Source organism: Pigmentiphaga aceris, assembly GCF_008119665.1.
Taxonomy (GTDB): Bacteria; Pseudomonadota; Gammaproteobacteria; order Burkholderiales; family Burkholderiaceae_B; genus Pigmentiphaga; species Pigmentiphaga aceris.
In genome coordinates this window covers 428,528-441,966 of record NZ_CP043046.1, presented here as the reverse complement: position 1 = coordinate 441,966, position 13,439 = coordinate 428,528, and the positions used below count along the sequence as shown (strand labels likewise).

Sequence of the window (13,439 nt, the reverse complement as noted above, 5' to 3'; positions counted from 1 at the left end):
TATCCGCTTTTTCCAGAATGGACGCCGCGCCGCACTGGGCGAGCGGCATCACCGGTGCGGGGCATGCGGGCTGCTTGCAAGATGCTCAGACGGGGCTGCGGCCAGGCCTTCCGCCCCAAGCTCAGTCCTGCACGACGCCACCTGGAAATTTTCCCTGCGAATACGTCTCCCATAGCCCGTCAACGAATTCAATTTCCAGCTGATTGTCGAACGCCAAGGCAATCAGCCCCATATCGTCCGACACATACCCTGCGAGATCAGCCGACTGGGTTATTGCATAAACCCGCTTGAATGCCGATTCCCGAATTGCGTTGACCGTATTGCTTTCCGGCGGGCATGAGGCGCTGACTTTCTCGTCGCTCATGCACCACGCCGTATCGAAATCAGGCGCGTCTCTGGCATCCAGCGCAGCATCCCAATCTGCGTCCCGAGAAAACACGTTTTCCAAGAAAACGCCGTCATTCATTCGGGACAATATTTCACTGACCAATACCATTTTCATCTCTGCTGTCTACCACCAACATAACGCGTTGATTGCGCGCTACGCTGCGTCCAGTGGCATGCCGTCATCCCCAAACACTACACCGAGTGCTTCCAGCTTTTCACGCGCCGCGTGGTGCACCACACCGCGTTTGCGCGTGTTCGCCTCCAGCAGCTTGCGCAGCGTGGCTTGGCTGATATTGGGATGACCCACGATCTGAATGCGCACGCCCCAGAACTTGTCCTCCGCAAAGCGATCCAGCATCTCGGCGTCTGCTGCCCAGTTCATGGATGCGACCACGCGGATGGCCTGGTTGGGGTCGGTCAGGAAAGGCTCCAGTTCTTCCTTGGTGGACGCGGTCCGGGCCGCGTCGTAACGAAGCGCTTCTTCGGCTTTTTGCTCGGGTGTTTTTTTGGCCATTGCTCGCTCGGAAAGTAGGAAGCGTGCACAGCTTCTCACAAACTAAAGGCCGATCCCCAAAAACACCGGCCGACCCATCGCGCATGCGATGGGTCGGCCAATTCTGATACCCCGGTACCCCAAGCGGGCGGCTTTCCGCCTACGTGGCCATCAATGACTGATCATCCACGGCCTGGCCGACGGGAAGCGCTTGCTGCCATCCGCACCCTTCACCGTCCGGCTGGGCAAGGCACCTGCTTTTGAACCGCCCTTGCAGCACGAACAACTCATCCCATGCCCACCGCTGCTGCTGCGCGGCGCATGTGCACTGCGTTCGTTCACCTCGATCGACTTGCGCAGCACGCCTGACATCGACGCCAAGGCCGGCGCGCTGATCAGCACGCGGGGCGAGGACGCTCCGCAGGCCGGGCACGCTGCCGGTTCCTGATAACGCGCCATCGAACGCATGGCGGCAAAGTCGCCGCAATCGGCGCAGCGGTATTCGTACAGGGGCATGACGACAGTCCTTTGAAAGCGAGCGGACCAGGGCGCGACCGCGCCCCGGCCAGAGATCCAGTCAGGGCATCAACGGTCCTGCGACAAGGGCATCTGGATGTCGCCCTTGATGTGCTGGATCGGCCCGGACGCATTGGGTTTGATGTCGAACTCAAATATCTCCGTTGGCAGCCACAAGGTGGCGCATGCGTTCGGAATATCGACTACGCCGCTGATGTGCCCTTGCACCGGCGCGCTGCCCAGAATGGAGTACGCCTGCGCGCCGCTGTAGCCGAATTTCTTCAGGTATTCGATGGCGTTCAGGCATGCCTGGCGGTAGGCGACGTGTACGTCCAGGTAGTGCTGCTTGCCCTGCTCGTCGACCGAGATGCCTTCGAAGATCAGGTAGTCCTTGTAATTCGGTACCAGGGGGCTTGGCTGAAACACCGGGTTCTTGATGCCGTATTTGGCCATGCCGCCTTTGATCAGGCTGACCTTCATGTGTACCCAGCCGGCCATCTCGATGGCACCGCAGAAGGTGATTTCGCCGTCGCCTTGCGAGAAGTGCAGGTCGCCTACCGACAGGCCCGCGCCGTCCACGTACACGGGGAAGAACACCTTCGATCCGCGTGACAAATCCTTGATGTCGCAGTTGCCGCCGTGTTCGCGCGGGGGCACGGTGCGGGCACCTTCGGCAGCGGCTTTGTCGCGGGCTTCGCCGGTCATTTTGCCCATGTGAGCGGTGGGGGCGAACGGGGCATTGGCCAGCGGCGGCACACGGTCGGGTTCAGTCGCGATGAAGTCGATTTCGCGTTTGTTCCAGGTATCCAGCAAGGCTTGGTCGGGCAGGCAGCCAATCAGGCCGGGGTGGATCAGGCCCGCAAATTTCACGCCGGGGATGTGACGGGAGCTGGTGTAGATGCCGTGGAAGTCCCAGATGGATTTCTGCGCCAGCGGGAAGTGTTCGGTCAGGAAACCGCCGCCGTTCTTCTTCGAGAAGAAGCCGTTGAAGCCCCACAGGCTGTCGTCTTTGGCACCGATGTCGAGCAGATCCACCACCAGCAGGTCGCCGGGTTCTGCGCCTTCCACGCCCACCGGGCCACTCAAGAAATGGACGGTGGACAGGTCCACGTCGCGCACGTCGTCGGCGCTGTCGTCGTTCTTGATCGCGCCGCCCGTCCAGTCGTAGGTTTCCAGCACGAAGTCGTCACCGGGTTTGACCCAGACGGCCATCGGGATGTCCGGGTGCCAGCGGTTGTGAATCATCGGGTTGTCGTAGGGCGATTGCGCCAGATCAACGTCGATCAGGGTCTTGGGCATGACAGGTCTCCTGGGGTGGAAGGCGCCGTGATGGGCGTCCGTGATGGCCTTTCAGTAATCGGTGTTCAGCGACGAATCGGTATGCGGCCAGCGCGCCAGCCTGGTCAGCGCAACACCTGCAAATACCTGTCGCGACTACACCGACAGATAACGATTGATGGTCTGTTCATCGACGTTGGCGCGCAGGTCTTCGTGCACGAATCTGCCCCGGTCGATCACGATCAGGCGGTCGGCGATCTGCATGGTGAAACTCAGCACTTGTTCCGACACGACGATGGCCAGGTTCTTCATCTGGCGGATCTCCAGCAGTGCGCGGGCGATGTCTTTGATGATCGAGGGCTGGATGCCTTCCGTGGGTTCATCCAGCATCAGCACACGCGGCTCGGTGACCAAGGCGCGGGCGATCGCCAACTGTTGCTGCTGGCCCCCGGACAGATCGCCGCCGCGCCTTTTGCGCATGTCGAACAGCACGGGGAACAGGGCATATATCTCGGCAGGAATCGGCGCGCGCATCGCGTTGTGGCGCAGGCCGGTGCGGATGTTTTCTTCGACGGTAAGCGTCGGGAAAATCATGCGGCCCTGCGGTACGTAGGCAATGCCTGCACGCACACGCTGGAAGCTGTCCAGCTTTGTCAGGTCGGTATCGGCCACGCGGACCTGTCCGTGGGTGGTAGGCAGAATGCCCATCAGCGTCTTGAACAAGGATGTCTTGCCCATGCCGTTGCGGCCCATGATGGCCACGATCTCGCCCTGGCCAACGCTGAGATCGATGCCGTGGATGACTTCGCTCTGGCCGTAGCCGGACACGAGGCCGGACACCTTCAACAACTCGGGACGGGTGGCAGCAACTGCTGGTCGTTCCAGCACGTCGACTTCACTCATGTGCGGCTCCGTGGATGACAGCAATGGCGGGCTGCGCGTCAGGTAACGCGCTGGCGTCGGCAAGGATGCGATCCGCGATGCAAACCACGCCCCATTCAGTGACTCGATCAATCGTCATCTCAATGCCCCAGATAGACTTCAACCACGCGTGGATCGGCCTGCACCTTGTCCATCGGTCCTTCGGCCAGCACCTTGCCCTGGTGCAGCACGGTGACCTTGTGCGCGATGTGTTTCACGAATTCCATGTCGTGCTCGATCACGATCACCGAACGGTTGCGGCTGATGCGGTTCAGCAATTCCGCCGTCTTCTCGCGTTCCGACACGCTCATGCCGGCCACCGGCTCGTCGAGCATCATCAGTTCGGGTTCCTGCATCAGCAGCATGCCGATCTCCAGCCACTGTTTCTGGCCGTGCGACAGCAGTTCGGCAGATCGGTCGAGCATCTCGGACAGGAAGATGTCTTCAGCGACTTGCTCTACCCGTTCGACCACATCGCGGGTGCGGCGAAACGCAATCGCCCCGAATACCGAGCGCCCGCGCGGGAAGGACACTTCCAGGTTCTCGCGCACCGACAGGCTCTCGTAGATGGACGGCGTCTGGAACTTGCGGCCGACGCCTGCGCGCACGATGCGGTGCTCGCTCATGCCGGTGAGTTCAATGTCCTTGAAGCGGATGCTGCCGGACGTGGCCTTGGTGCGGCCGCAGATCAGGTCCAGCAGCGTGGTCTTGCCTGCGCCATTGGGGCCGATCACCACCCGCAACTCGTTGCGGTCCACGTACAGGTTGAGCTTGTCCACCGCCGTGAAGCCGCCGAATTTCACGGTCAGGTCTTCGATGTACAACGTGAATTCCGTGGGACGCTTGCCTGCGCCAATCGGCGTACCGCCGATGGCCGTGCTGTTGGGTGTGCTGTTGGGCGTGCTGTTCGGCGGCGTCATGCGGTCACCTTGTCGTCGGAAGCCACTGCGGCATCAGCCGCGACACGCTTTCTGAACAGACGCGGTCGCACATGGCTGACGTACAAACCTGCCAGGCCGTTGGGGAAGGCCATCACGACCGAGATGAACAGTCCACCCATCAGGAACAACCACAACTGCGGGAAGGTCTCGGAGAAATAGCTCTTGCCGAAGTTGACCAGCAGCGTGCCGTAAATGGCCCCCAGCAGAGACAAGCGCCCGCCCACGGCGGCGTAGATAATCATCTCGATAGAGGGCACGATGCCCACAAACGACGGCGACATGAAGCCCACTTGCAGCGTGAACATGGCCCCGCCAATCGCCGAGAACATGGCCGCCAGGCAGAACACAAACACCTTGAAGCTGGCCACGTCGTAGCCGGAAAACCGCACGCGCTCTTCCTTGTCGCGCATGGCCAGCAGCAGCTTGCCCAGCTTGGACGACAGCAGGAATCGACCGAGCAATACGCAGCCGAACAGCAGCGCAGCGTTGACGAAATACAGCGTGAAACGCGCCGAGTCGGTGCGGATGTCCCAGCCCAGCAAGGTCTTCAGATCGGTGATGCCGTTCACGCCGCCCGTCAGCCCTTGCTGGCCAATGATCAGCACCGACAGGATCAGCGCAATCGCTTGCGTGACGATGGCGAAATACACGTCACCCACGCGGCGCTTGAACATCGCCACGCCGATGATGAAGGCCAGCAGCGCGGGGATCAGTGGCACGGCCAGCATCGTGAACAGGAAGCTTTTGAACGGCACCCACAACCAGGGCAATTCCGTGAGCTGGTTCCAGTCCATGAAGTCGGGAATGCCGGGTGTGGACTGAATCTTGGTGGCTTCTGGCGTGGACGCTTCCAGCTTCAGGAACATCGCCATGCAGTAGCCGCCGATGCCGAAGAACACGCCCTGCCCCAGGCTCAGAATGCCGCCGTATCCCCAGCACATCACCAGTCCGATGGCGACGAAGGCGTAGGACAGATACTTGCCCACCAGGTTGAGCCGGAACACATCCAGCGTCAGCGGGAACACGATGAAGACCAGGGCTGCCAGGATGGCGATGCCGATGGCACCCTCGCGACCACCCAGCACGTTGCGATAAAAGGGATTCATTTGCGCACCTTGATCGAGAACAGCCCCTGCGGGCGCAGCATCAGAATCAGCACGATGGCCGACAGCGTCAGCACCTTGGCCATCGACCCCGTCATGAAGAATTCCGACACCGACTGCGTCTGGGCAATCAGGAAGGCCGAGGCAATCGTGCCCAGCAGGCTGCTTGCGCCGCCGAACACCACCGTCAGGAAGGTGTCCACGATGTACAGCGATCCACTGGTGGGGCCAGTGGCACTGATGGTGGTGAACGCAGAACCTGCAATGCCTGCAATGCCGCAACCCAGCGCAAAGGTCACGCGGTCCACGCGTTTGGTATCGATGCCCACCGCGCCGCTCATGCTGCGGTTCTGCACCGTGGCGCGCACATGCAGGCCCCAGCCGGATCGGAACAAGGCAACCAGCAGGCCCACCGTCAGGATCAGCGTGATGCTCATCACGAAGAGCCCATTGATGGGAATGTCGACGCCATCGGTGGGCTGCCAAGAGCCCATCAACCAGTCGGGCATGGTGGGGCTGACTTCACGCGGGCCGAAGATGGAACGCAGCGATTGCTGCATCACCAGCGACAGGCCCCAGGTAGCCAGCAGAGTGTCCAAAGGGCGCTTGTACAGGTGACGAATCATCAGCCACTCGGTGAGCCAGCCCAGCACGAAGGTCACGGCAAACGCCAATGCCATCGCGAAGAAAAAGTAGTGCGGCATGAAAGCCGGCAGATAGGTCTGCACCGTGGCCGACACCAGGTAGGTGGCGTAGGCTCCCACGGCCAGGAATTCCCCGTGGGCCATGTTGATCACGCCCATCTGGCCGAAGATCAGGGCCAGGCCCAGCGCCATCAACAGCAGCACGCTGAAGACCGACAAACCATTGAAGCCCTGCATCATCAGGATCGCACCGAACTCCGACAAGAAATCCATCGCTGGCCTCTCGAATATTGCTGCCAGCCCAAGGCCGGCTGTGCTGCGGCCGGCATGTGGCCGGGCCGAGAATCAACCACTGCGCAACGCCACCGCACACGCCCGCGGCACAAGGCCTTGGGCGGGTTTGCAGACATGGCGGGAACGCTTGCAGGCGCAACGCACATCACGGTGGCATCTGCCACCCGCGACGTGCCGCCTGCTTACTGGTAACCCTTGGGGAAGGGATCGGGTTTGATGAGTTCCGCCGTCTCGTAGACGACATCGAACTGGCCGTCGCGGCGGATCTTGCCGACGCGGGTCTTGGACCACAGGTGATGGTTGGCATCGACCTTCACGTAGCCTTCCGGCGCGGTCTTCAGCTCAAGCCCTGGCGATGCAGCGACCACCTTGTCCACGTCGAAACTGCCGGCCTTTTCCACCGCCATCTTCCACAACCACGGGCCGAGATAAGCCGCCTGGGTCACGTCGCCGATGACGGATTTCGGGCCGTACTTGGCCTTGAAGGCTTCGACGAATTTCTTGTTGTTGGGGTTGTCCAGGCTTTGGAAATACTTCATGCACGAGAAGAAGCCTTCGCAGTTCTCGCCGCCGATGCCCAGCAGCTCGTCCTCGGTCACCGAGATGGTCAGCACCGTCTGCTTGTCGGCGGTGATGCCGGCTGCTTTCAGTTGCTTGTAGAAGGACACGTTGCTGCCGCCCACGATGATCGCGTAGACGACATCGGGCTTGTTCAGCTTGATCTTGTTGATGAGCGAACCGAATTGCGTGTGGCCCAGCGGGTAGTATTCCTCGCCCACCACCTTGCCTTTCAGCACGTTCTCGATGTGCTTGCGGGCGATCTTGTTCGAGGTGCGCGGCCAGATGTAGTCGGACCCGATCAGGAAGAAGGTCTGGGCCTTCTTTTCTTTCTGAATCCAATCCAGCCCGGACAGAATCTGCTGCGTGGCTTCCTGGCCCGTGTAGAACACGTTCTTCGACTGCTCCAGGCCTTCGTAGAAGGTGGGGTAGTACAGCAGGCCGTTTTCTTTTTCGAACACCGGCAGCACGGCCTTGCGCGAGGCCGAGGTCCAGCAGCCGAAGACCGTCGCCACGCGGTCGCTCACCAGCAGCTTGCGGGCCTTTTCGGCGAAGGTCGGCCAGTCCGAGGCACCGTCTTCCTGAATCACCTTGATCTTGCGGCCGAGCACGCCGCCCATCGCGTTGATCTGGTCGATGGCCAGTTGTTCTGCCTGGATCGAACCCGTCTCGGAAATGGCCATGGTGCCGGTGGCCGAGTGCAGTTGCCCGACCGTGACTTCGGTATCGGTAATCGCCAGCTTGGTGGTGTTCACCGTGGCGGTGGCCGGCGTCTGGGCGCGCACCAGTCCGGGCATGGCGGCGATCATGGGCACGGCGGCCATCGTCATCGCGGCGCGGCGGCGGGCGGGAGACGACGGGGCGTCGACAGATGCTGCGGGAAAATCGGCGGCAAACGGTGCTTTGCGAGACATCAAACGCTCCTTGCAGATGACAACGATGGGACCGGATGCATGCACATTTCCGGGGGATCGCTGCCATACTAGGGATCGTTTGCGCAGTGCAACATACGTCGATCGACGTATGCGGCCCGGCAGGCTGGCACGGTACAAACTAGGCTGCCCTTACTTACCCCATCGACGCATTCCGACCCGACCGGAGCTTGCCCCGTGGACGCCAATGCGACCCAACGCATCATCAAGATCCGCCGCGACTACAACAGCTGGGTCGCCGACGAAACGCTTGAGGACTACGCCCTGCGCTTCACCCCACACGCGTTTCGCAAGTGGTCTGAATTCCGCGTGGCCAACACCGCGATGGGGGCGGTGTCGTTCCTGGCGCTGGAAGCCATTGGCGGTGCACTGGCACTGAACTACGGGTTCGTGAACGCCTTCTGGGCCATCGTCGCGGTGTCGCTGCTGATCTTCCTGACCGGCTTGCCGATTGCGTACTACGCCGCCAAGTACGGGCTGGACATGGACCTGCTCACGCGCGGCGCGGGCTTTGGCTACATCGGCTCGACCATTACCTCGCTGATCTACGCGTCGTTCACCTTCATCTTCTTTGCGCTGGAAGCGGCCATCATGGCGCTGGCGATACAGCTGTCCACCGGACTGCCGCTATCGCTGGGCTATTTATTGTGCGCGCTGTGCATCATTCCACTGGTGACCTACGGCATCACGTTGATCAGCCGCCTGCAGACCTGGACACAGCCCGTGTGGTTGATCTTGCTGGTGATTCCGTATGCGGCGGTGCTGTATCAGGACCCGAATGCGCTGAAGGAATTGATGTCCTTTGCGGGCACCGCCGGCAATGGCGTCGGCTTCAGTCTGCTGATGTTCGGGGCGGCGGCGGCGGTGGCATCGGCACTGATCACGCAGATCGGTGAACAGGTCGACTTCCTGCGTTTCATGCCCGAGAAGACCATCGCCAACCGCAAGCGCTGGTGGGCAGCGGTGATCTGCGCGGGGCCGGGCTGGATCGTGCCGGGTGCGGCCAAGATGCTGGGCGGTGCGTTCCTGGCCTACCTGGTGGTGAAGCACGGCATCGGTGCTGACAAAGCGGTGGACCCCACGCAGATGTATTTGCTGGCCTACCGCTACGTGTTCGACGACCCACGCTGGGCATTGGCCGCGATGACGCTGTTCGTGATCGTGGCGCAGGTGAAGATCAACGTCACCAACGCCTATGCCGGGTCGCTGGCGTGGTCAAACTTTTTTGCCCGGGTCACGCACAGCCACCCGGGGCGCGTGGTGTGGCTGGTGTTCAACGTGCTGATTGCCATCGTGCTGATGGAGCTTGGCGTGTTCGATGCGCTGGAACACGTGCTGGCGGTGTTTTCGCACATTGCCATTGCTTGGATAGGTGCGCTGGTGGCGGATCTGGTGGTGAACAAACCGCTGGGCCTGAGCCCGCCCGGCATCGAATTCCGGCGCGCGTATCTGTACGACATCAACCCGGTGGGCGTCGGCAGCATGCTGATTTCCTTCGTGGTGTCGCTGGCAGCATTCGGTGGCATGTTCGGGGAACACGCGCAGGCCTTATCACCCTTTCTGGCGCTGCTGACGGCGTTTGCCGTGGCCCCATTGATCGCCGTGCTGACCAAGGGCCGCTACAACCTGGCGCGGCCTGTTGAAGCGGTAGGCAAAGGCGACGGGCACACTGTGGCCTGTGTGATCTGCGTCAATGCGTTCGAACGCGCCGACATGGCGCAATGCCCGGCTTACGGCGGCGCGATCTGTTCCTTGTGCTGCACGCTGGACGCCCGTTGCCAGGACCGCTGCAAGACCAACTCCAGGCTGGGCGAACAGATCAGCACCGCGTTGGCGCGCTGCCTGCCTGCGCCCGTCACACCGCTGTTTCACACGCGGCTGGCGCACTACCTGATTCTGGTCACCATGCTGGGCACGCTGTTCGCGGCCATTCTGGGTCTGTTCTACTACCAGGAAGCCGTTGCCTACGCCCACACCGGGGCCGACATCGCGCCCTTGCGAAGCGCCTTCATCAAGATATTCGCCACCTTGTTATTGGCCGGCGGCGTGGCTGCCTGGTGGCTGGTGCTGACCAACGAAAGCCGCCTGGTGGCGCAGGAAGAGTCGGACCGCCAGACCCACCTGCTGCTGCGCGAAATCGAAGCCCACAGCCAGACCGATGCCAAGCTGGAAAAGGCCCGGGAAGTGGCGGAATCCGCCAACCTGGCCAAGAGCCGTTTCATGACCGGCATGAGTCACGAACTGCGGGCACCGCTGAACGGCATTCTGGGATACGCGCAGATTCTGCAACGCGACCCGGGGGTGCCACCGGCCCGGCGCGAAGCGGTGGATGTCATACACCGCAGCGGACGCCATTTGATTGGCCTGATCGACGGCCTGCTGGATATTTCGCGCATCGAAGCGGGCAAGTTCCGGCTGGAACCTGTCGAGACGCATCTGGGGCCGTTTCTGGACCAGATCATCAAGATGTTCCAGCCACAGATGGCGGCACGCGGCCTGCAATTCGATTACCACGCAGACGCCAAACTGCCCGCCGTGGTGCAGATCGACGAAAAGCGCCTGCGCCAGATTCTGATCAACCTGCTGGGCAATGCGGTGAAGTTCACCGCAACCGGTTTCATCTCGTTCCGGGTGCGCTATGCCAGCGACATGGCGCAGTTCGAGATCGAAGACAGCGGCCCGGGCATTCCCCCTGGCGATCTCGACCGCATCTTCCTGGCTTTCGAGCGCAGCTGGGCCGCCACCGATCAGGCCGACACCGGTACTGGCCTGGGCCTGACCATCTGCCAGATGCTGACCCACATCATGGGTGGCGAGCTGACTGTACGCAGCGAAGTCGGCCGTGGCAGCGTGTTCACACTGAAGCTCTTCCTGCCCGAGATGCGCGCCCCGCGCAGCGGCCTGCCCGCCCACGGCGTGATCAACGGTTATGAAGGCGAACGGCGGCGGGTGCTGGTGGTGGATGACCACGCCGCGCAACGCGGTTTGCTGCGTGACATGCTGGTGCCGCTGGGCTTTGAGGTGTCTGAAGCCGCAAGCGGCACCGAATGCCTGCAACGCATGGACACCACGACCCTGCCCGATGTGTTGCTGATGGACGTGTCCATGCCCGGCATGACCGGTTGGGAAACCTGTGCCGCGCTGCGCGAGCGGGGGGTGCAGTTGCCCATCATCATGGTGTCGGCCAATGCCTACGAGGCAGCCCGCGATGTGCGCCTGGCCGGTCACACCGACTTCGTCACCAAGCCGGTGATGATGGACGACTTGCTGGGCAAGATCGGCCAGCACATGGGCCTGCGCTGGACCGTGGCCCCCGCCGAGGCCGCACCGCCGCGCCCGCAACCCGCCGACGTGCGTCACCTGAGCCTGAGCCGTGCCGATGCCGAGGCCCTGCTTGAACTGGGGGCCATGGGCTACGTGAAAGGCATTCTGTGCAAGATCGAAGAGATCCGCGCAACGGCCCCGCACAACGGCCCGCTGCTGGACGTCTTGCTGGACATGGCGCGCGAGTTCCGGCTGTCCGAATATCAGAACTTCCTGAAACAGGAGATGCAGCGGCATGGTTCCCGTGCGCACTGACAGCAAGCTCGTCATGCTGGTCGACGACGTGCCCGACAACCTGAAGATGTTGTCCGACGCGCTGGACCAGGCGGGCTACATGGTGGTGGTCGCCATCGACGGCGCATCGGCCATCGAACGGCTGGATTACGTGGTGCCCGACATTGTGCTGATGGACGCGGTCATGCCCGGCATGGACGGCTTCGAGACCTGCCGCCGCCTGAAAGCACACCGGCTGGGCAGCCACGTGCCGGTGGTCTTCATGACCGGCCTGACCGACCCCAGCGACGTGGTGCGCGGCTTCCAGGCGGGCGGGGTGGACTACGTGACCAAGCCCATCGAAACCGACGTGGTGCTGGCCCGGCTGGAAGCACACCTGCGCACCGCACGCATGATGTCGGTTGCGATGGACGCCATCGATGCCGTGGCCAACGCGGTGGTGGTGCTGGACGACGCAGGCCGCGCCGTGTGGCGCACCGGCAAGGCGCGTTACTGGTTGAGCCACTACTTCGGCGGGGATGAAGCCATGTCCGGTTTGCCGCCATCGGTGCATGCGTGGGTGGCCGATTGTCTGCGGCGTCCAGGCGGGTTGGGCGGCGGGCTGACGGGTGAAGCACCGGTATTCGAGGCGACCCACGGACGCCATCAACTGACGCTGCGACTCACCGCATCACGCAAGGCCGCCGAATATGTGTTGCTGCTGGAAGAACGTCTGCTGCCCGCCGACCCCAGCGTGACACTGGCCGCTACCTATTCGCTTACGACCCGCGAGCTGGACGTGTTGCAGTGGGTCATCAAGGGCAAGACCAACCGCGATATCAGCGACATTCTGGGCATGAGCCCGCGCACGGTGAACAAACACCTGGAACACATTTTCGTGAAGCTGGGCGTGGAGACACGGGCAGCAGCAACGTCGCTGGCGCTGACGCAGATGCATGCCACGTGAGGCGCTGCGATATGGCTGCGCTCATCCCCGACTGACCATCAACACGCCCGCCAGAATCGCGGCGGTGCCGATCAGCACCAGTGCCCCTGCCGGTTCGCCAAACACCGCGATCGCAATCGCGGCACCCGACACCGCCCCCACCGATCCGCATTGGCTCAGGTAGACCGGGCCGGCGATCACCTGCAGCACGAAGAACAGCGAGTAGCTGACGCAGAACAGCAGCATCTGCCCGACCACCAGCCAGATCGCAAACGCGCTGCCATTGCCCGGTGTCATCGGCGTGCCGACGATCAGCGTCCAGGTGAACAGCATGGCTGCGCCAATGCCCAGCAGGCCAGGTGCCAGTGACACGGCGCTTGCGCCGGGGGGCCAGCGTTTGGTGCGGTAGATGTTGCCCAGGGCGATGACGACCGGGCCAAGCAGCGCGAGCGCGATCCAGCCAGGGTTGTCGGGGGTACCTTGCAGTTTGGCGATCGCCAGCAGGCTGGCACCGGCCAGGCCGCTGGTGATGCCCACGGCGCGCAGCAGGCGCAGCCGTTCCATGCGCAGGAACAGCGCCAGCGCGTAGGTCAGCAGGGGTGGCAATGCCAGGCACAGCGACACGAAACTTGCGCCGACGTGGGGGACGGCGGCGAAGATGATGGCCTGCGGAACGGCAATGCTGATCAAGGATGAGATCAGATAGAACGGTAGCTGGCTGCGCGTGGGGGCGGGCGGTTTCCGCACGATGAATGACAGGGCCAGCAGCATCAGGCTGCCGCCGCCCAAGCCCCAGGACAGGAAGGCCAGCGGTGCCCAGCCTTCGACAAGCGCGAATTTGACCAGGGTGGCGGTGATACCGAGCAGCAGGCCGACGCTCAGCAAACAG

At 62.5% G+C, this 13,439-nt stretch carries 12 protein-coding genes; 2 read left to right on the top strand and 10 right to left on the bottom strand.

Going from position 1 to position 13,439, the window contains the following annotated elements; genetic code table 11:
• Positions 1–121 precede the first annotated feature (121 nt).
• From FXN63_RS01840 to urtA, 9 genes are all read right to left on the bottom strand, one after another.
• Positions 122–502 carry a hypothetical protein gene (locus FXN63_RS01840; RefSeq protein ID WP_222863989.1) on the bottom strand — a complete coding sequence of 127 codons (381 nt, stop codon included), beginning with the start codon at positions 500–502 and terminating at the stop codon, positions 122–124.
• 39 nt (positions 503–541) lie between these two features.
• Positions 542–901, bottom strand: coding sequence for a hypothetical protein (locus FXN63_RS01835; protein WP_148812298.1), 360 nt, complete (start codon positions 899–901; stop codon positions 542–544).
• A 150-nt stretch (positions 902–1,051) separates the two neighbouring features.
• Positions 1,052–1,396 carry an FmdB family zinc ribbon protein gene (locus FXN63_RS01830; RefSeq protein WP_148812296.1) on the bottom strand — a complete coding sequence of 115 codons (345 nt, stop codon included), beginning with the start codon at positions 1,394–1,396 and terminating at the stop codon, positions 1,052–1,054.
• A gap of 69 nt (positions 1,397–1,465) precedes the next feature.
• The gene (fmdA, locus tag FXN63_RS01825) at positions 1,466–2,695 is read right to left on the bottom strand and encodes a formamidase (RefSeq protein WP_148812295.1); all 1,230 of its coding nucleotides are present in this window, start codon (positions 2,693–2,695) and stop codon (positions 1,466–1,468) included.
• Between the two features lie 135 nt (positions 2,696–2,830).
• The gene (urtE, locus tag FXN63_RS01820) at positions 2,831–3,523 is read right to left on the bottom strand and encodes an urea ABC transporter ATP-binding subunit UrtE (protein ID WP_148818823.1); all 693 of its coding nucleotides are present in this window, start codon (positions 3,521–3,523) and stop codon (positions 2,831–2,833) included.
• Between the two features lie 173 nt (positions 3,524–3,696).
• The gene (gene urtD / locus FXN63_RS01815) at positions 3,697–4,467 is read right to left on the bottom strand and encodes an urea ABC transporter ATP-binding protein UrtD (protein WP_425468715.1); all 771 of its coding nucleotides are present in this window, start codon (positions 4,465–4,467) and stop codon (positions 3,697–3,699) included.
• Between the two features lie 44 nt (positions 4,468–4,511).
• Positions 4,512–5,642: an urea ABC transporter permease subunit UrtC gene (urtC, locus tag FXN63_RS01810; protein ID WP_148812291.1), complete on the bottom strand. Its 1,131-nt coding sequence runs from the start codon at positions 5,640–5,642 to the stop codon at positions 4,512–4,514.
• Positions 5,639–6,556, bottom strand: a complete 918-nt coding sequence (gene urtB / locus FXN63_RS01805; RefSeq protein ID WP_148812289.1) for an urea ABC transporter permease subunit UrtB — start codon at positions 6,554–6,556, stop codon at positions 5,639–5,641. The genes urtC and urtB overlap by 4 nt, the downstream gene beginning before the upstream one ends.
• A gap of 203 nt (positions 6,557–6,759) precedes the next feature.
• Positions 6,760–7,959, bottom strand: a complete 1,200-nt coding sequence (gene urtA, locus FXN63_RS01800) for an urea ABC transporter substrate-binding protein (protein WP_246165145.1) — start codon at positions 7,957–7,959, stop codon at positions 6,760–6,762.
• A 285-nt stretch (positions 7,960–8,244) separates the two neighbouring features.
• Here urtA and FXN63_RS01795 point away from each other — a divergent pair, with 285 nt between their 5' ends.
• Together FXN63_RS01795 and FXN63_RS01790 are read left to right on the top strand one after the other, a co-directional pair.
• Positions 8,245–11,646: a hybrid sensor histidine kinase/response regulator gene (locus FXN63_RS01795; RefSeq protein ID WP_148812287.1), complete on the top strand. Its 3,402-nt coding sequence runs from the start codon at positions 8,245–8,247 to the stop codon at positions 11,644–11,646.
• Positions 11,627–12,571 carry a response regulator transcription factor gene (locus FXN63_RS01790; protein ID WP_148812285.1) on the top strand — a complete coding sequence of 315 codons (945 nt, stop codon included), beginning with the start codon at positions 11,627–11,629 and terminating at the stop codon, positions 12,569–12,571. The genes FXN63_RS01795 and FXN63_RS01790 overlap by 20 nt, the downstream gene beginning before the upstream one ends.
• Positions 12,572–12,592: 21 nt before the next feature.
• On the opposite strand, the gene FXN63_RS01785 is transcribed toward FXN63_RS01790, so the two are convergent.
• Positions 12,593–13,435, bottom strand: a complete 843-nt coding sequence (locus FXN63_RS01785) for a DMT family transporter (protein ID WP_187395068.1) — start codon at positions 13,433–13,435, stop codon at positions 12,593–12,595.
• Between the last annotated feature and the right edge of the window lie 4 nt (positions 13,436–13,439).